Here is an 18,190-nt window from a genome sequence, read left to right as displayed (position 1 = left end):
TGTTTTTTGCAGCACAGGGCCGAAGTTATACAGATCGCCATAACTCTGCCAGAGAAGACGGGCGAAAATAAGGCCGCCATTCGCCGTCTTGCCAGCACAGCACGAGGAGGATAGGCCTAATGTATTAAGAAAGGGGCCTCGCTATGTTTACGGGCATTGTCACGGATATCGGCACGGTGTTGGAGCTGGAGCAGAAGGGCGACCTGCGCGCCCGTATCGGCACCGGTTATGAGGTGGATGGGATCGACATCGGGGCCTCGATCGCTTGCGATGGGGTGTGCCTGACGGTGATCGCGCTGGGCCGCGCGCCGCAAAACTGGTTTGATGTGCAGATCAGCGCGGAAACCGTCAGCAAGACCAATCTGGCGGCATGGGTGCCGGGCAAACGGCTGAACCTTGAGCGGGCGCTGAAAGTGGGGGATGAGCTGGGCGGCCACATCGTTTCCGGCCATGTCGACGGTTTGGCCGAGGTGGTGGCGATGCGCCGCGAAGGTGACAGCACGCGCGTTACCTTCCGCGCGCCGCATACGCTGGCAGGGTTCATCGCGCCCAAAGGCTCGGTGGCGCTGAACGGCACGTCCCTGACGGTGAATGAGGTGGAGGGCACAGATTTTGGCATCAACTTCATCCCGCACACGCAGGCCGCAACCACTTGGGGCGCTGTGGCCGTGGGGGACCGCGTGAATCTGGAAATTGACACCATGGCCCGCTATGTCGCCCGTCTGCGCGATTGGGCGCAGCAGTGACGGCGATGATCGGCCATAATAACGGCCCCACCATGGAGCCGGGCCAGTCTTGGCGCAACCATTGCTGGGGGGCTGCGCGCAAGGCCCTTATGCCGCATTTACCGATTGAGGTGCTGCGCGGGCGGTTGAAACGCGCGGCTGAACTGGGGCTGGATTACAGCACCTATGCGGGCATCCGCGCGACCACGGGGCGTGATGTGGTGGCGGTGTTGTTTTCGTCAAATGCATTGGATCTGCGGCGGGGCCAGTTGGCGCTTGCCGCCGCCAAAGCCGCAAAGCTGGAACAGATGCAAGCGGATCGGCATGGGCTGGCAACTGCCCCTTTGGCGGCAGAGGTTTTGCTGGCAAACGCACCTTTGCACGCGGCCTTTCCCGCGCCACCGGCCTTTGCCGGTTTTGGCGCGCAGCGCACGGCCATTCGCGCGGCTCTTGGGCCCCATCTGCCCGACCAGACGATCCTTGTTGGCGCTTACAGCGCCGAGGCCGAATGGTGCGCGGCGGGGCGTCTGGCAGGCTATGTGCCCGCCGAAAGCTTTTTCCGCGTCGCCCCCTGAAGGCGACGTGCCGTCCCTTGCCCTTTGTCCGCTTGGTCAAAGAAACGGTTGACGCAGGGCAAGATTCTCGCCCAGTCTCAAACTTGTTACAAAACTGTCGCAAAACATAGACGTGATAGGCATAGATAAACCTATGTCCGACAGAACAAGGGAGGAAATTTAATGAAACATCTGATGCTTACGGCTGCGGCCATGGTGCTGTGCGCAGGGGCTGCGCAGGCGGAATTCACGCTGGATAGCCGCTACACCGATGCCGATGGCGATATGATCGCCGATATTCCCACCGATCCGGCGCAACTGGTGGACCCGGACACCCTGATTTTTGCCTATACCCCGGTCGAAGACCCGGCGGTTTATGCGACCGCTTGGTCTGATTTCCTGACCCATATGGAAAAGGAAACCGGCAAGAAGGTGCAATTCTTCCCGGTCGGCAACAACGCCGCCCAGATTGAGGCGATGCGCGCAGGCCGTCTGCATATCGCGGGCTTCAACACCGGGTCCAACCCGCTGGCCGTGGCCTGCGCGGGCTTCCGCCCCTTTACCATCATGGCCGCCAAGGATGGCTCTTTCGGCTATGAGATGGAGATCATCACCTATCCCGGTTCTGGGATTGAGGATGTGCCCGGCATCAAAGGCCGCAAGATGGCCTTTACCTCGGAAACCTCCAACTCTGGGTTCAAGGCCCCTTCGGCGCTGCTGAAGGCCGAGTTTGGCATGGAAGCGGGCAAGGATTTTGAGCCGGTCTTCTCGGGCAAGCACGATAACTCCATCCTTGGGGTCGCCAACAAAGACTATGATGCGGCGGCGATCGCGAATTCGGTGAAAACCCGGATGATTGACCGCGATGTGGTGAAGGCCGACCAGTTCAAGGTGTTGTATACCTCGCAAACCTTCCCGACGACGGGCTTTGGCGTGGCGCATAACCTGACGCCGGAATTGCAAAAGACCATCGAAAACGCCTTCTACAATTTCGACTGGGAAGGCACGACGCTGCAAACCGAGTTTTCCAAATCAGGTGAAGAATCCTTCATTCCGATCACCTTCAAGGACAATTGGGCCGTGATCCGCCAGATCGACGAGGCGAACGGCGTTTCCTACGCTTGCCAGTAAGTCTTTGACATCACGTTACAACCGGGGCCATTCGCTTGGCCCCGGCTGGATTTATTCTGTGGGGGTGCCATGCTGAACGTCGAACATCTGACCAAAACCTACAAGACGGGCGACAAGGCTTTGTCCGATGTCTCTTTCACCGTGGAAAAGGGGCAGGTGGTCGGGTTGATCGGGCCATCGGGGGCAGGGAAATCCTCGCTCATCCGCTGTGTGAACCGGTTGGTGGAACCCACGTCGGGGGCGATCAAGCTGAACGGGACGGATCTGGTGGGCCTTGGCGCCGGGGATTTGCGGCGCGCGCGGCGGCGCATTGGCATGATCTTTCAGGAATACGCCTTGGTCGAACGCCTGACCGTGATGGAAAACGTGCTGTCGGGGCGGTTGGGCTATGTGTCGTTCTGGCAAAGCTTTTCACGCCGCTATCCCGGCACCGATATCGAACGCGCCTACCGTTTGCTTGACCGGGTCGGGCTGATCGACCATGCCGACAAACGCGCTGATGCGCTGTCGGGTGGGCAGCGACAGCGGGTCGGCATTGCGCGCGCGCTGTCACAAGAGCCGGAGCTGCTTTTGGTCGATGAACCGACCGCCAGCCTCGATCCGAAAACCAGCCGCCAGATCATGCGCTTGCTGATCGAGATTTGTCAGGAACGCGATCTGCCCGCGATTGTGAACATCCATGACGTGCCGCTGGCCCAGCAGTTCATGCAGCGCATCATCGGCCTGCGCGCCGGGCAGGTGGTGTTTGACGGCACGCCCGACCAATTGACCGAAGACGTGCTGACCACGATTTACGGCGCCGAGGATTGGACCGCCATGCGCCAAGGCGCGCAAGAGGACGCGCAGGCAGAGCGTGACGCCGCCCGTGAAATGGCTAGGCTGGGCGCATGAGCAGCTATCCCACCACATGGAAACGCCCGCCGCAGATTTTCACGCATCGCGGTTGGCGCATCGGTTTGCAGATCGGGGTTCTGGTCTGGTTCGTGCTGGCCATCGGGTCGATTGACGCGAATTGGGAACGCATCATCGCCGGGGCGGAACGCGGGATGCGCTTTGTTCAGGGCTTCTTGCAGCCCAATTTCACCTCGCGCTGGTCGGATATCTATGGCGGCTTGATCGAAAGCCTGACGATGACCTTCACCTCGACCATCGTCGGCATCGCGATTTCGATTCCCATCGGCATCGGGGCCGCGCGCAACCTTGCGCCTGCGCCTGTCTATTACGTTTGCCGTGGCATCATCGCCGTCAGCCGCGCGCTGCAAGAGGTGATCGTGGCGATTTTCTTTGTGGCGATGTTCGGCTTTGGCCCCTTTGCGGGCTTTCTGACCCTGTCTTTCGCGACCATCGGCTTTATCGCCAAGCTGCTGGCCGAAGATATTGAAGATATTGACGAATCCCAGGCCGAGGCGATCCGGGCGACCGGGGCAAGCTGGTGGCAGCTTATCAATTACGCCGTGCAGCCGCAGGTGATGCCGCGCCTGATCGGCCTGTCGCTTTACCGCTTTGATATCAATTTCCGCGAAAGCGCGGTGATCGGGATCGTGGGGGCCGGCGGCATTGGCGCCACGCTGAACACGGCGATTGACCGCTATGAATATGACAGCGCGGGGGCGATTTTGCTGATCATCATCGGCATTGTTCTGGTCGCTGAATACGGCTCTTCTTACCTGCGGAAGTTTTTGCAATGACCGGTGATTTCCCGAAAGAGTGGCAGTATCGCACGCCGAAAACCAAACTGCTGATCTGGGCTTTCTGGCTGTGCATGGTGGCGGGCTTTGTCTATTGCTGGCAGGTGATGAACGAAGGCACGATCTGGTTTTTCGTGCAGGATGCGCCGAAACAGGCCGCCGATATTGGCGGGCGGATGTGGCCGCCGAAACTTTCTTATGTGCCGGAATTGATGCGCCCCTTGTGGGATACGCTGAACATGGCGACGCTGGGCACCATGCTGGGGGTTATTCTGGCGGTGCCGGTGGCCTTTCTGGCCGCGCGCAACACCACCCCTTCGGCGGCGATCTTGCGGCCCATTGCGCTGTTCATCATCGTGGCCTCCCGCTCCATCAACTCCTTGATCTGGGCGCTGTTGCTGGTGGCCATTCTGGGGCCGGGGATTTTGGCGGGCATCATTGCCATCGGCTTCCGCTCGGTCGGGTTTGTCGGCAAGCTGCTATACGAGGCGATTGAGGAAACCGATGTCACCCAGATAGAGGCGATCCGCGCCACCGGGGCCAGCCCGTCACAGGTGCTGAACTATGCCATCGTGCCGCAGGTTTTGCCCGCCTTCTGGGGGATCACGGTGTTTCGCTGGGATATCAACATCCGCGAAAGCGCCATTCTGGGGCTGGTCGGCGCGGGCGGGCTGGGGTTGAAGCTGCAAGCCTCGCTCAACGTGCTGGCATGGCCGCAGGTGACAACGATCCTGCTGTTGATCCTGTTGACCGTGGTGCTCTCGGAATGGGTTTCGGCCAAGGTGCGCACCGCGTTGATTTGACCGCTTAGCGCTTTGCGCGCGGTTGGCCTCTGGCATTTGGGTGCAAGGCGCGGTATGGGCAAGGCAACCACGCGTGAGGCTGCACATGACCGATACCGAATTCACCGCCGATATTTCTTCGATCGAAGAAATCATCGAAGATGCGCGCCAAGGCCGCATGTTCATTCTGGTCGATCATGAAGACCGCGAGAATGAAGGCGATCTGGTGATCCCCGCCTCCAAATGCACAGCGCAGCATATCAACTTCATGGCGACTCATGGCCGCGGGCTGATCTGCCTGACGCTGACCGAAAGCCGCATCGACGCGCTGGGCCTGACGCTGATGAGCCCCAAGAACTCCTCCCGCCACGAAACCGCCTTCACCACCTCGATTGAGGCGCGCGAAGGCGTCAGCACCGGGATTTCGGCCGCAGATCGCGCGTTGACGGTGGCCGTGGCGATTGACCCTGCCAAAGGCCCGCAGGATATCGCCACGCCGGGCCATGTGTTTCCGCTGCGCGCGCGCAATGGCGGCGTGTTGGTGCGCGCGGGCCATACCGAGGCTGCGGTGGATGTGTCGCGTCTTGCAGGTCTCGACCCGTCGGGCGTGATCTGCGAGGTCATGAACGATGATGGCACCATGGCGCGCTTGCCCGACCTGATCGGCTTTGCGAAAAAGCACCAGATGAAAATCGGCACCATTTCCGACCTGATCGCCTATCGCCGTCGCAACGATAACCTTGTGCGCGTCAGTTCGGAAACCACTGTCACCTCGGAATTCGGCGGCGACTGGGTGATGCGGATTTACACAGATGATACCGAGGGCGCCGAGCATGTCGTGCTGATCAAGGGTGATATTTCCACCCCCGACCCGGTTCTGGTGCGGATGCACACAATGGACCCGTTGTTGGATGTGGTCGGCCTTGGCCCCGCAGGCCGGACGGGCGAATTTGGCGATGCCATGCGACTGATCGCTGCCGAAGGGCGCGGGGTTCTGGTCTTGCTGCGTGATCTGCATTCCAAGATGGTATCCGATGCCGAGGTCAGCCCGCAAATCCTGCGTCAATACGGGCTGGGGGCACAAATCCTGTCCAGCCTCGGGATCAAGGATCTGGTGCTGCTCACCAACTCTCCCCGGCCCAAAGTTGTGGGGCTGGATGCTTACGGCCTGACCATCACCGGCACCCGTGCCATTCCGAAAGGATAAATCATGGCGAGTTCTGAGGCCCATTACACCCTGCCATTGCCAGAATTTGACAAGCCGGTGAAATTGCTGTTCGTCGTCGCCCCCTATTACCGGGCGATTGCCGACCAGTTGATCGCGGGGGCAACCGCCACCGCCGAGGCGTGCGGGGCCAGCTTTGAGGTGATCGAAGTCCCCGGCGCGCTGGAGGTTCCGACCGCCGTTGCCATGGCCGAGCGTCAAAGCAATTTTGATGGCTATGTTGCGCTGGGCTGCATCATTCGCGGCGAAACCACGCATTACGATACGGTCTGCAATGACAGCAGCCGCGCCTTGTCTTTGCTGGGTCTGCAAGGGGCCTGCATCGGCAACGGTATTCTGACCGTCGAAAACATGGAGCAGGCCGAGGCCCGCGCCAACCCTGCCAAACAGAACAAAGGTGGCGGTGCCGCCGCCGCCGCCCTTCACCTGATCGCCTTGTCGCGCCGCTGGTCCAGCGCCCGCAAAGGCATCGGCTTTCGCCCGTCCGAGGATAGCTTTCGCGCATGACCAAGACTGACCCCAGAAAAGACGAAAAGAAGCAGAAGAAATCTGCCGCGCGGCTCTATGCAGTGCAGGCGCTGTTTCAGATGGAAAGCTCTGGCCAGACGGTTGAGGCTATCCAGCGTGAGTTTGAAACCCACCGTTTCGGCGCGGTCTATGATGGCGACGAAATGGTCGAAGGCGATGTGACGCATTTCCGGCATCTGGTGAACCATGCGGTGAACCGGCAAGCGCGCATCGACCAGATGACCGACCGGGCGCTTGCCGTGGCTTGGCCGATTGACCGGATCGACCCGGTCCTGCGCGCGCTGTTCCGGGCCGCCGGTGCGGAACTGGTCGAACTGGCCACCCCGCCGAAAGTGGTCATCAACGAATTTGTAGATGTCGCCAAGGCGTTCTTTCCCGAAGGCAAAGAGTCGAAATTCGTGAATGCCGTGCTGGACCATATGGCGCGCGAGGCCAAGCCCGAGGCGTTCTGACCCGCGACAAATCACCCGCTGGAAACCGGGGCGGGGCGTGCTACACTTCCTCTATTCACACCGGAGGTCGCCATGCCCAAACTCATCCGCCTGTATATCGTCAACGTCGCCATCGGGTTCGCGCTGGCTTTGGCTTTTGTGTCTGCGGTGGTCTGGTTCGATGTCGGCGGATTGTGGCATCTGGTGACGGAAACCGAGATGGGCTGGCTGGCCTTCATCATGATGGTGGTGTTCAACGGCATCGTCTTCGCCGGGGTCCAGTTCGCCTATGCGGTGATGAGCCTGGCCGAGCCGGAGGACGGCCCCAAAGGCGGCAAAAAGCAAGGCGTGACTGCCCAGCTTGCCCCTGTGCATGTCGGCGCGAAAAAGCGGTAAAAGTGGCGGGAACCGCAGCAGCCGTGTTCGCGTGAATTTCCCGAGAGCCTGAGTTTTCAGGTGGTCGCCAGATACTTGGACCAGGATCCAGGCAGAGCCAGCTCCCTCGGAGATGCTTATGGGCCACTGGAAATGTGCGACGCACGAACCGAGCAGAACCCGCCACCCCAAAAGATAGGGCTCCTTTACCCCTAAAACAAGGGGCTGCAATCGCGCCGTGAATCGCGCGCGATTCATCCGCTAACAATCTGAAAACAAACAAACCCGCCTTAAAGATTTACCCAATCTTAACCCGCCCTGCCTGCTTTCTTTTCGGCAAAAATATCCTCAGGGGGGTCAGGGGGGCAGAATGCCCCCCGCGCGAGCCGTCACAGGCGCAGTTGCCAGCCCAACAGCGCGCGCAAGCACAACAGCGCAACAAGGCCAAAGGGCAGGGCGGCAGCACTGCTGGTAAGCGCGCCCGCAATCGCCCCTGCCGCCGCGCCAAGTGCTGCGGCGCTGGCCCAGCCAAACCAGCCATGCCGCAGCATGACCCATAGCAGCGGGGCTGCGACCAGCCATCCCACCCATGAAAACAGTGGTGAGAAGAACAACAGATACGTCCATCCATACAAGTAAAGCTGCGCCTCAGAGGACAGGAAGGGCTTGGCCATCGGGGCCAGTGCCGAAAACAGCCAGCCCAGCAGCAAAGGGGCCGCCCAAAGCGCCGCGATGCCGCCAAAGAACAGGGTCTTGGGCACAGGGTCTTGCGGCGCAGAGCGGAACAGCCGCATCACGCCGCCGAACCACCCACCGTCAGCCCGCCGATCAGCAGCGTGGGTTGACCCACGCCCACCGGCACCCATTGGCCTGCCTTGCCGCAATTGCCGATACCGGGGTCCATCGCCATATCATTGCCGATGGCGCGGATTTTTTGCAAGGCGGTGGCCCCATCCCCGATCAGCGTGGCGCCTTTGACCGGGGCGCCGATCTTGCCGTTCTGGACGCGGTAAGCCTCGGTGCAGGAAAACACGAATTTGCCATTGGTGATATCAACCTGCCCGCCGCCAAAGCCCACGGCATAAATCCCGTCTTTCAGGCTGGCCACGATTTCACCGGGGTCGGTGTTGCCGCCCAGCATATAGGTATTGGTCATGCGCGGCATCGGGATATGGGCATGGCTTTCGCGCCGCCCGTTGCCAGTGGGGGCCACGCCCATTAGCCGCGCGTTCTGGCGGTCTTGCATATAGCCCACCAGCTTGCCGTCCTCGATCAGCACATTCTTGGCCGAAGGCGTGCCTTCATCATCAAAGGAGATCGACCCGCGACGATCCGGGATGGTGCCATCATCCAGCACCGTGACCCCTTTGGCCGCGATCTGCTGGCCCATCAGCCCGGCAAAGGCCGATGTTTTCTTGCGGTTGAAGTCGCCTTCCAGCCCGTGGCCAATTGCCTCATGCAGCAAGATGCCGGGCCAGCCGGACCCCAGCACCACATCCATCACGCCTGCCGGGGCAGGCACCGCGTCGAGGTTCACCAAGGCGATTCGTAGCGCTTCGCGGGCAAGGCCTTGCCAATGCGCAGGCTCCATCAGCCGTGCGAGGCCATAGCGACCCCCGCCGCCCATGCCACCGGATTCGCGCCGCCCGTTCTGTTCCACGATGACCGAGATATTGAGCCGCGCCATCGGGCGGATATCGGACAGGCGCAGGCCTTCGGGGCGCAGAATTTCCACCTCTTGCAGACCTGCGGCGATGGTGGCGGAAACCTGAATGATGCGCGGGTCCAGCGCGCGGGTGAAGGTATCGATTTCCCGCAACAGGTCGATTTTCCCGGCAAAACTGGCATCGGCCATCGGGTCGGCATCGGTATACAGCTTTTGATTGGTGCCTTTTGGCGCATCGGCCATGCTGCCGCCGCCTGCACCCACGGCAAGGCGGGTTGTATCCAGCGCGCGGCGCAGGGCGGCTTCGGAGATTTCGGTGGAATGGGCATAGCCTGCCACCTCGCCCAGCACGGCGCGCAGGCCGAACCCTTCAGAGGCGTCATAGCTGGCGGTTTTCACACGGCCATCATCCAGCACGATCGCTTCAGAGCGTTTTCGCTCTAAAAACAGCTCTCCATCCTCGGCGCCATGGGTGGCTTGGCGCAGGATGGCAAGGGCTTGCGCCTCATCCAGATGAGTCTCAAAGGGGCGGAACGGCGCTTCGGTCATGAAAAGTCCTTGATTTACATCAAACGGCGTCGGTTTGCCGCAATGGTTTCTCTTGTCGTCTTGGCCTTAATATGGTTTCACCGGAACTGGAAACAACGGGATTCTGCCCTAGAGTCGGGTAAACCCAAACGCAGGCTGAAAAAGCCGCATAACGAACGGGATATGCAGATGCGCATCATGACAGGTTTTTCCGGCATCGCCGCTGGTTTTGCAACGCTGTTGGGGGCCGGAATGGCCGCCGCACAGGATTTGGAAGTGGTTGGCCGCCCGGTTCCGCGCGGCACCGGGTTTCAGCCCGCCGCAACCGAACTGGCACGGGATTTGCAGTGGCTGGATCACTTCATCCTGATCATCATCACGGTGATCACGATTTTCGTGACGGGGCTGCTGGCCTATGCGGCATGGCGGTTCAACGCCAAGCGCAACAAGGTTCCGGCAACCTTCACGCATAACAGCCCGCTGGAAGTGGCGTGGACCATCGTGCCGATTGTCATTCTGGTGTTCATCGGGGCTTTCTCGCTTCCGGTTCTGTTCAAGCAGCAGGAAATTCCGAAAGGCGACATCAATATCAAGGTCACGGGTTATCAGTGGTATTGGGGCTATGAATACACGGATGAAGAATTCGGGTTCGAAAGCTTCATGCTGGCCAAGGATGCGCTGGCTGAAAACGGCTATGACGAATCTGATTATCTGTTGGCCACCGATACTGCTGTTGTCGTCCCGGTTGGCAAGACGGTCGTGATGACGGTGACCGGCGCAGATGTGATCCATTCCTGGACGATCCCAGCCTTTGGCGTGAAGCAGGATGCCGTGCCGGGCCGTTTGGCGCAGCTTTGGTTCAATGCCGAGCGTGAGGGCGTTTATTTCGGTCAGTGTTCGGAGCTGTGTGGCAAGGACCATGCCTATATGCCGATCACGGTAAAGGTTGTGTCCGAAGCGGCTTATGCCGAGTGGCTGGCCGGAGCCAAGCAGGAATATGCCGGGATCGCGGCTGCCCCTGTGAAGGTTGCTGCTGCCGATTAAGGCGGATGACAGATGGTTGGGGCCAGTGCGCTGGTCCCGGCCTTTTTTCTTGAAGGACCAAGGCAATGCGTGACGCACAAGCAATCGGACAAAGCGGAGAGGCAGGATTTAGCGATTACGTCGCCCTGCTGAAACCGCGTGTCATGTCGCTGGTGGTGTTCACCGCTTTGGTGGGTGTTTTGGTGGCACCGGGGCAGGTGCATCCCTTTGTTGCCATGACCGCCATTTTGTTCATCGCGCTGGGGGCAGGGGCCTCGGGGGCGCTGAATATGTGGTGGGATGCCGATATCGACGTGATCATGAAGCGCACGGCCAAGCGGCCCATTCCTTCGGGCCGCGTGCAGCCCGGTGAGGCGTTGGGCTTTGGTCTGGCGCTGTCTGGCATTGCGGTGGTGATGCTGGCGCTGGCCACGAACGTGCTGGCGGCGGGGCTGCTGGCCTTTACCATCTTTTTCTATGCCGTTGTCTATTCGATGTGGCTGAAACGCTCGACCCCGCAGAACATCGTGATCGGGGGGGCGGCCGGTGCCTTCCCGCCGATGATCGGTTGGGTCGCGGTGACGGGCAGCGTTTCGATTGAGGCGGTGTTGATGTTCATGCTGATCTTCATGTGGACGCCGCCGCATTTCTGGGCCTTGGCCTTGTTCATGAACGAAGATTACAGCAAAGCGGGCGTGCCGATGCTGACGGTGACGCATGGCAAGAAAGTCACGCGGAACCATATCCTTGTCTATACGATCGCGCTGGTGCCGTTTGCGATTGGCGCAGGGTTCACCTCGATCGGGGGGCCGATTTATCTGGTGGTGTCGGCGCTGCTGAACGCTGGTTTCCTGTGGGGTGCGTGGCGCATCTGGCAGCGGGATGAGGCGCAGGCCGAGGCTGACAGCTATGCCGTTGAAAAGCAGGTGTTCAAGTTCTCCTTGCTGTATCTGTTCCTGCATTTCGGGGCATTCCTTGCCGAAGCGGCCATGAAACCTTACGGGTTGGGGGGCTGGTAAAATGGCATTTCGCGCAGAGCATGAAATTCACAAGCGCCGCCTTGGCCGCAACCTTGGCCTTGGTGCAGTGTTGGTCGCCTTTGTCGCCCTCGTCTTTGGGCTGACAGTGGTGAAGGTGACGAATGTCGGGCAGGTGCAGGGCTTTGACCATGTGGTCCGCCCCGAACTGGTGCCCGCAACGGATGGGGGCAAACCATGACGCCTATTCAGAAAACTGCGGCACAACTGGCTGGTGTGGCTGTGCTTATGGTCTCACTCTCTTTTGCCGCGGTGCCGTTTTACGACTGGTTCTGCCGTGTCACCGGGTTCGGTGGCACCACCTCGACGGCGGCTGCCGGATCAGACCAGATTTTGGACCAAACGATCACCATTCGCTTCGACGCCTCCAAGGAGCGCGATATGCCTTGGGAATTCAAACCCATGCAGCGCGAGATGGAAGTGCGTATCGGTGAAACCGGGCTTGCCTTTTATGAGGCTTATAACCCGACAGATCGCGCCGTGGGGGGCATGGCCAGCTATAACGTGACGCCGGATGCGGCGGGCGGCTATTTCACCAAGATCGCCTGTTTCTGCTTTACCGAGCAGGTCTTGCAACCGGGTGAACGGGTGCAAATGCCGGTGACATTCTATGTCGACCCCGAGATCGTGAAGGATCGCGAAGGCAAATTCGTCAAGGTGATCACGCTGTCTTACACCTTTTATGAAGCAGATATTCCGGTGGAACAGCAAGCAGGCCTTGCCCAGCCCACCGCCGAGACCGTAAACTAAGAGAAACCGCCGCGCTGTATCTGTGCGGCGTCGAAAAAAACGAGGGAATGACCACAATGGCCCACGCCAAGAACCACGACTACCATATCCTTCCGCCATCCATCTGGCCCTTCATGGGTTCGGTAGGGGCGTTTATCATGCTGTTTGGCGCGGTGCTGTGGATGCACGGCTCTGGCCCCTGGATGGGCCTGATCGGGCTTGCGATGGTGCTTTACGTCATGTTCGCATGGTGGTCCGAAGTGGTGCATGAAAGCCAGGTTGGCGATCATACCCCGGTGGTGCGGATTGGCCTGCGCTATGGCTTCATCATGTTCATCATGTCGGAGGTGATGTTCTTTGCGGCTTGGTTCTGGTCGTTCTTCAAGCACGCCATGTATCCGATGGGGCCGCTGTCGCCTGCGGTGGATGGCGTCTGGCCCCCCGCCGGGATTGAGACGTTTGACCCGTGGCATCTGCCGCTGATCAACACGCTGATCCTGCTGTGCTCGGGTGCGGCGGCGACTTGGGCGCATCACGCGCTGGCGCATGAGAACAACCGCAAGGATTTGAAGAACGGTCTTATTCTGGCAATCGTGCTGGGCGCGTTCTTTACCGTCTTGCAGGTGTATGAATATAGCCACGCGGCCTTTGGCTTTGCGGGCAACATCTATGGCGCCAACTTCTTCATGGCGACCGGCTTTCACGGCTTCCACGTTGTGATCGGCACGATCTTTCTGACCGTCTGTCTGATCCGCGCCTACAAGGGCCATTTCACCCCGGAAAAGCACATCGGGTTTGAGGCGGCAGCTTGGTATTGGCATTTCGTTGACGTGGTCTGGCTGTTCCTGTTCGCCGCGATCTATGTCTGGGGCCAATAAGCCCGATTAGGGGAATGCCCTGTTGAAATGAAGGGCGCGGGCCGCAATGGCTCGCGCCTTTGTCTTTGAGGCGGAGATGGAAAGCATATGACGCGGCGCATGATTATACCGCTATTGTTCGGGGTCGTCGGGGTGGCGATTTTGCTGTCGCTGGGCTTTTGGCAGGTGCAGCGTTTGCAGTGGAAAGAGGCGGTTCTGGCCGAGATTGACGCCCGCATCGGCGCGGCGGCGGTGGATTTGCCCAGCACCCCGGACCCGGTGGCCGACAAGTTCTTGCCGGTCAAGGCGACGGGCGTTTTGACGGGGGAGCAGTTGGATGTGCTGGTCAGCCGCAAGCAGATCGGTGCCGGCTATCGCGTGATCGCGGTGTTGGAGCTGATGGATGGGCGGCGCGTGCTGGTGGATCGCGGCTTTCTGATCGAGGCCGCGCGCGGATTGCCGCGCGAGGTGACAACGCTGAGCGTGGAGGGCAACCTGTTGTGGCCGGATGAGGTGGACGGGTTCACGCCTGCGCCGGATGCGGGCCGGGGCATCTGGTTTGCCCGCGATCTGCCCGCAATGGCGGCAGCGTTGAAGGCCGAGCCGCTGCTGATCGTGGCCCGGACCGAGACAGGCGACGGAATAGAGCCGATGCCGGTGGACAGTTCCGCCATTCCGAACGACCATTTGAATTATGCCGTGACGTGGTTTTTGCTTGCGGTGGTCTGGTCGGGGATGACAGTTCTGTTGCTGTGGCGTATGAGGCGCAAGGTGGAATAAAGGGGGCGGTTCATGCGCTATATCTCAACCCGGGGTCAGGCCCCAGTTCTCAGCTTTTCCGAAGCGATGATGACGGGGCTTGCGCGCGATGGCGGGCTGTATGTGCCGGAAAGCGTGCCGGTGATGCCGGCGGCCGATATCGCGGCGCTGGCGGGCCAGAGTTATGAAGAGGTGGCGTTTCAGGTGATGTGGCCGTTTCTGGGCGACACCTTCACCGAGGATGAGTTTCGCGGATTGATCGCGAAGGCCTATGCCGGTTTTGGCCATGCGGCGCGGGCGCCCTTGGTGCAGCTTGGCCCCAACCATTTCCTGCTGGAATTGTTTCACGGCCCGACCCTGGCGTTCAAGGATTTCGCCATGCAGTTGATCGGCCAGATGATGCAGGCCGCCTTGGCCAAATCGGGAGAGCGGATCACGATTGTCGGCGCGACCAGCGGTGATACCGGCTCGGCGGCGATGGAGGCGTTTCGCGGCTTGTCGAATGTGGATGTGTTCATCCTTTATCCGCATGGTCGGGTGTCCGAGGTGCAGCGTCGCCAGATGACAACGCCGGTGGAGCCGAATGTGCATGCGATTGCGATGGACGGTGATTTTGACGATTGCCAGGCCCGCGTGAAGGATATGTTCAACGATCTGGCGTTCCGCGATGGGGTGCGGTTGGCGGGGGTCAACAGCATCAACTGGGCGCGGGTTCTGGCGCAGGTTGTTTACTATTTCTCCTCGGCGGTCAGTCTTGGTGCACCGCATCGCAAGGTGAGTTTCACCGTGCCGACTGGCAATTTCGGAGATATTTTCGCGGGTTATATTGCGCGGGCCATGGGCTTGCCGATTGAAAAGCTGGTGATCGCCACCAACCAGAATGACATTCTGGACCGCGCGATGAAATCGGGGGAATATCGGACCGATGGGGTGAAGCCCTCGATCAGCCCCTCGATGGATATTCAGGTGTCGTCCAACTTTGAGCGTGTTCTGTTTGATGCCTATGGGCGCGATGGGGCGGCGGTTTCCAGTTTGATGGCAGAGTTGAAGGCGGGCGGGTTTGCGATTTCCCAAGGCGCGCTGGAGATGCTGCGCGAGCAATTCGCCTCGGGCCGCTGTTCCGAGGAGGAAACCCGCGCCACGATCAAGGCGGCCTATGCCGGAACGGGAGAGGTGTTGTGCCCCCATTCGGCAGTGGGAGTTTGGGTGGCAGCAGGCCATTTGGGCGCGACCCCGATGATCACGCTGGCCACGGCGCATCCCGCCAAATTCCCCGATGCGGTGGAGGCCGCGATGGGCACCCGGCCAAGCCTGCCGCCCCGCATGGCCGATCTGTTTGACCGCGATGAGCGTGTGACGCGCTTGCCCAATGACCTTGCCGCGCTGCAAGCCCATATCCGCAAAGGAATTGCCAATTGACCAGCCGCCTGACGACCTTGCCCAACGGCTTTCGCATTGTGACCGAGGCGATGCCCGGCCTGAAATCGGCGAGCGTGGGAATCTGGATCACGGCAGGCGGGCGGCACGAACGGCTGGAACAGAACGGCATCGCGCATTTTCTGGAGCATATGGCCTTCAAAGGCACCGAAAAGCGCAGCAGCTTGCAGATTGCCGAAGAAATCGAGGATGTTGGCGGCTATATCAACGCCTATACCAGCCGCGAGATGACGGCTTATTACGCGCGCGTGTTGGAAAATGACGTGGCGCTGGCGCTGGATGTGATTGGCGATATCGTGCTGAACCCGGTGTTTGACCCGAAAGAGATCGAGACAGAACGCCATGTGATCTTGCAGGAAATCGGGCAGGCGCTGGATACGCCGGATGATATCATCTTTGATTGGTTGCAAGAGGCCTGCTACCCCGATCAGCCCTTTGGCCGCACCATTCTTGGCCCGGCAGAACGCGTCAGCAGCTTTACCCGCGATGACCTGACCGGTTTTGTCGCCGAACATTACAGCCCCGACCGGATGATCCTGTCGGCGGCGGGTGCGGTGGATCATGACGCGATTGTCGCGCAGGCCGAGGCGCTGTTTGGCGCGCGCAAGGCGGTGGGCGGTGGGCTTATTCAACCCGCGACGTTCAAAGGCTCGGAGCGGCGCGAGGTCAAGACGCTGGAACAGGTGCATTTCGCGCTGGCCTTTGATGCGCCCAGCTATCTGGCCCCCAATGTCTATGATGCGCAGATTTATGCGATGGCCTTGGGCGGTGGCATGTCCAGCCGCCTGTTCCAGAAAATCCGTGAGGAGCGGGGGCTGTGCTATACCATCTTCGCGCAATCGGGTGCCTATGAGGATGCGGGCCAGATCACCATCTATGCCGGCACATCCGAGGCCGAGATTGCCGATCTGACCCGTCTGACGGTTGAGGAACTGAAGCGCGCCGCCGATGACATGTCCGAGGCGGAAGTGGCGCGGGCGCGGGTGCAGTTGAAGGCCGGGATGTTGATGGGGCTGGAAAGCCCATCCAGCCGCGCCGAACGACTGGCGCGTTTGCTGCATATCTGGGGCCGGGTGCCGACGCCCGAAGAAGCCGTGGCCAAGATTGACGCGGTTACGACCGCCGATGTGCGCGCCTATGCGGCGGAAATGGTGACGGCGGATGCGGCTGTGGCGCTTTACGGTCCTTTGGGCGATGCGCCGGGGCTGGAGGATATCCGCGCCGGGCTTGCCGCCTGATGCTGGGGTTTCGGCGGAAGGTCCGGATTGAGACGGAGCGGATGACGCTGCGCCTGCCGATGCATGGCGACTGGTGCGACTGGTCGTCCTTGCGGTCGGAAAGTGCCACCTTCCTGACCCCGTGGGAGCCGGTTTGGGCGCCTGACCATCTGTCGCGCCGTGCCTTTACCAACCGGGTCTATTGGGCCGCCCGCGCGCAGGTGCAGGGCACCGCTTTGCCGATGCTGATGATCCGGCGCGACGATCAGCAATTGGTGGGCGCGATCACGCTGGACAATATTCGCCGTGGTCCGGCACAGGCCGCCACCGTTGGCTATTGGATCGGTGCGCCCTTTGCGCGGCAAGGGCTGATGCGCGAGGCGATCCGGGCGATGGTGCATCACGCCTTCACCCATCTGGACCTGAGCCGGGTCGAGGCGGCCTGCCTTCCCGAAAACACTGCCTCTCGCGGGGTGTTGGAAAAGACCGGGTTCAAATACGAAGGCGTGGCGCAAAGCTATCTGCAAATTGCCGGGCGCTGGCGCAATCATGTGCTTTATGCCAATTTACGCGGCGATCGGCGCGGGCGCACGGATGTCGGCTAAACCTTGGGCGAAAAACCGCGTGACTTAGGGGCAAGCCGGGCTATCCTTTTTCAGATGAAAAAGGGGGCTGCCGATGATCCGCTTTGTTCTTCCGCTTTTGCTGTTTGCCGCGCCTGCACTGGCGCAAGACCGCGTGCCAAGCCATTGCATCGCTTTGGCAGATGCCGGGGTTCCGGTGCATCGGGTGGCCTTTTCAGACCCGGTTGCGGAAGGCGAGGTGCGCATCCGCTATCTGGACCACGCCAGTTTTGCGCTGCGCACGCCGCAGGGCAAGGTGTTGGTAACCGATTACACCGGCTTTATCGGGGGCGGTGAAACGGTGCCCGATGTGGTGACGATGAACAATTCCCACGGCACCCATTGGACGGCGAACCCCGATCCGCGCGTGCCGCATGTGTTGCAAGGCTGGGCCGCCGATGGCAGCCCGGCGGAACATCACCTTGATCTGGGCGAGGTTCTGGTGCGCAATGTGCCGACCGATGTGATGAACCGGGGCTTTCTGCGCGAGGATGGCAATTCTATTTTCATCTTTGAGGTGGCGGGCCTGTGCATCGGGCATCTGGGCCATTTGCATCATATTCCCGATGCGGCGCAATTTGCGGCCATCGGGCGGCTGGATGTGCTGATGGTGCCGGTGGATGGCGGCTATACGCTGGATTTGCCGTCGATGATGGCGGTGGTGCGGCGGTTGCGATCCTCGGTGGTGTTGCCGATGCATTGGTTTTCCGGTGCCTCGCTGGAGGTGTTTCTGGCCGAGATGGCCGGGGAGTTTGAGGTGGTGGAACCGGAGTTGAGCCAGATTGATCTGTCGCTGTCACGCTTGCCCAAACGCGCCACGATCATCGTCTTGCAGCCAGAGCTTTTGCCCTGAACCGGCTTTTCCCTTGGTCCCC

The 18,190-nt window shown here is 60.6% G+C and carries 22 protein-coding genes; 20 read left to right on the top strand and 2 right to left on the bottom strand.

The annotated features are described in order from the left end of the window. Positions 1–143 precede the first annotated feature (143 nt). From EGN72_RS16570 to EGN72_RS16525, 10 genes are all read left to right on the top strand, one after another. Positions 144–746: a riboflavin synthase gene (locus tag EGN72_RS16570; RefSeq protein ID WP_127049602.1), complete on the top strand. Its 603-nt coding sequence runs from the start codon at positions 144–146 to the stop codon at positions 744–746. A 5-nt stretch (positions 747–751) separates the two neighbouring features. Then, a complete protein-coding gene (locus EGN72_RS16565) occupies positions 752–1,300 on the top strand; it encodes a hypothetical protein (RefSeq protein ID WP_127050492.1) in 549 nt (182 codons plus the stop codon). Positions 1,301–1,462: 162 nt separating this feature from the next. Next, entirely contained in the window at positions 1,463–2,410 is a 948-nt protein-coding gene (gene phnD / locus EGN72_RS16560) for a phosphate/phosphite/phosphonate ABC transporter substrate-binding protein (RefSeq protein ID WP_127049600.1), read from the top strand. A 69-nt stretch (positions 2,411–2,479) separates the two neighbouring features. Next, positions 2,480–3,301 (top strand): phosphonate ABC transporter ATP-binding protein, encoded by an 822-nt coding sequence (gene phnC, locus EGN72_RS16555; RefSeq protein WP_127049598.1) that lies wholly within the window; start codon positions 2,480–2,482, stop codon positions 3,299–3,301. Next, positions 3,298–4,098, top strand: a complete 801-nt coding sequence (gene phnE / locus EGN72_RS16550) for a phosphonate ABC transporter, permease protein PhnE (RefSeq protein WP_127049596.1) — start codon at positions 3,298–3,300, stop codon at positions 4,096–4,098. Before phnC ends, phnE (EGN72_RS16550) begins: the two co-directional genes overlap by 4 nt. Continuing rightward, positions 4,095–4,901, top strand: coding sequence for a phosphonate ABC transporter, permease protein PhnE (gene phnE, locus EGN72_RS16545; protein ID WP_127049594.1), 807 nt, complete (start codon positions 4,095–4,097; stop codon positions 4,899–4,901). Before phnE (EGN72_RS16550) ends, phnE (EGN72_RS16545) begins: the two co-directional genes overlap by 4 nt. 85 nt (positions 4,902–4,986) lie before the next feature. Then, entirely contained in the window at positions 4,987–6,087 is a 1,101-nt protein-coding gene (gene ribB, locus EGN72_RS16540) for a 3,4-dihydroxy-2-butanone-4-phosphate synthase (protein ID WP_127049592.1), read from the top strand. Positions 6,088–6,090: 3 nt separating this feature from the next. After that, positions 6,091–6,612, top strand: coding sequence for a 6,7-dimethyl-8-ribityllumazine synthase (locus EGN72_RS16535; protein WP_127049590.1), 522 nt, complete (start codon positions 6,091–6,093; stop codon positions 6,610–6,612). Next, positions 6,609–7,085, top strand: coding sequence for a transcription antitermination factor NusB (nusB, locus tag EGN72_RS16530; RefSeq protein WP_127049588.1), 477 nt, complete (start codon positions 6,609–6,611; stop codon positions 7,083–7,085). Before EGN72_RS16535 ends, nusB begins: the two co-directional genes overlap by 4 nt. A 72-nt stretch (positions 7,086–7,157) precedes the next feature. Continuing rightward, positions 7,158–7,460, top strand: a complete 303-nt coding sequence (locus EGN72_RS16525; RefSeq protein ID WP_127049586.1) for a hypothetical protein — start codon at positions 7,158–7,160, stop codon at positions 7,458–7,460. Between the two features lie 368 nt (positions 7,461–7,828). On the opposite strand, the gene EGN72_RS16520 is transcribed toward EGN72_RS16525, so the two are convergent. After that, a complete protein-coding gene (locus EGN72_RS16520; RefSeq protein ID WP_127049584.1) occupies positions 7,829–8,233 on the bottom strand; it encodes a hypothetical protein in 405 nt (134 codons plus the stop codon). After that, positions 8,233–9,654 (bottom strand): metalloprotease TldD, encoded by a 1,422-nt coding sequence (gene tldD / locus EGN72_RS16515; RefSeq protein WP_127049582.1) that lies wholly within the window; start codon positions 9,652–9,654, stop codon positions 8,233–8,235. Before tldD ends, EGN72_RS16520 begins: the two co-directional genes overlap by 1 nt. Before the next feature lie 168 nt (positions 9,655–9,822). Between tldD and coxB the strand changes: the two genes are divergently transcribed. From coxB to EGN72_RS16465, 10 genes are all read left to right on the top strand, one after another. Then, on the top strand, positions 9,823–10,677 hold the full coding sequence (coxB, locus tag EGN72_RS16510; RefSeq protein ID WP_370323338.1) for a cytochrome c oxidase subunit II: 855 nt from the start codon (positions 9,823–9,825) through the stop codon (positions 10,675–10,677). A 65-nt stretch (positions 10,678–10,742) separates the two neighbouring features. Next, positions 10,743–11,675 carry a heme o synthase gene (cyoE, locus tag EGN72_RS16505; RefSeq protein WP_127049580.1) on the top strand — a complete coding sequence of 311 codons (933 nt, stop codon included), beginning with the start codon at positions 10,743–10,745 and terminating at the stop codon, positions 11,673–11,675. 1 nt (position 11,676) lies between these two features. Next, positions 11,677–11,874 (top strand): hypothetical protein, encoded by a 198-nt coding sequence (locus EGN72_RS16500; protein ID WP_127049578.1) that lies wholly within the window; start codon positions 11,677–11,679, stop codon positions 11,872–11,874. After that, the gene (locus tag EGN72_RS16495) at positions 11,871–12,443 is read left to right on the top strand and encodes a cytochrome c oxidase assembly protein (RefSeq protein ID WP_127049576.1); all 573 of its coding nucleotides are present in this window, start codon (positions 11,871–11,873) and stop codon (positions 12,441–12,443) included. Before EGN72_RS16500 ends, EGN72_RS16495 begins: the two co-directional genes overlap by 4 nt. Before the next feature lie 56 nt (positions 12,444–12,499). Continuing rightward, the gene (locus EGN72_RS16490) at positions 12,500–13,300 is read left to right on the top strand and encodes a cytochrome c oxidase subunit 3 (protein WP_127050488.1); all 801 of its coding nucleotides are present in this window, start codon (positions 12,500–12,502) and stop codon (positions 13,298–13,300) included. Positions 13,301–13,387: 87 nt separating this feature from the next. After that, complete coding sequence (locus tag EGN72_RS16485) at positions 13,388–14,059, top strand: SURF1 family protein (RefSeq protein ID WP_127049574.1); 672 nt, start codon at positions 13,388–13,390, stop codon at positions 14,057–14,059. Positions 14,060–14,071: 12 nt separating this feature from the next. Then, the gene (thrC, locus tag EGN72_RS16480) at positions 14,072–15,457 is read left to right on the top strand and encodes a threonine synthase (protein ID WP_127049572.1); all 1,386 of its coding nucleotides are present in this window, start codon (positions 14,072–14,074) and stop codon (positions 15,455–15,457) included. Continuing rightward, positions 15,454–16,713: a pitrilysin family protein gene (locus EGN72_RS16475; RefSeq protein WP_127049570.1), complete on the top strand. Its 1,260-nt coding sequence runs from the start codon at positions 15,454–15,456 to the stop codon at positions 16,711–16,713. Before thrC ends, EGN72_RS16475 begins: the two co-directional genes overlap by 4 nt. Continuing rightward, entirely contained in the window at positions 16,713–17,297 is a 585-nt protein-coding gene (locus tag EGN72_RS16470; RefSeq protein WP_127049568.1) for a GNAT family N-acetyltransferase, read from the top strand. The genes EGN72_RS16475 and EGN72_RS16470 overlap by 1 nt, the downstream gene beginning before the upstream one ends. 73 nt (positions 17,298–17,370) lie before the next feature. Further along, positions 17,371–18,168, top strand: coding sequence for an MBL fold metallo-hydrolase (locus EGN72_RS16465; protein ID WP_127049566.1), 798 nt, complete (start codon positions 17,371–17,373; stop codon positions 18,166–18,168). Positions 18,169–18,190 lie beyond the last annotated feature (22 nt).

This window comes from Pseudorhodobacter sp. E13 (assembly GCF_003991405.1).
In the GTDB taxonomy this organism is placed as follows: domain Bacteria; phylum Pseudomonadota; class Alphaproteobacteria; order Rhodobacterales; family Rhodobacteraceae; genus Pseudorhodobacter.
The sequence above is the reverse complement of the archived record's forward strand: the minus strand, read 5'-3'. Positions and strand labels throughout refer to the sequence as shown.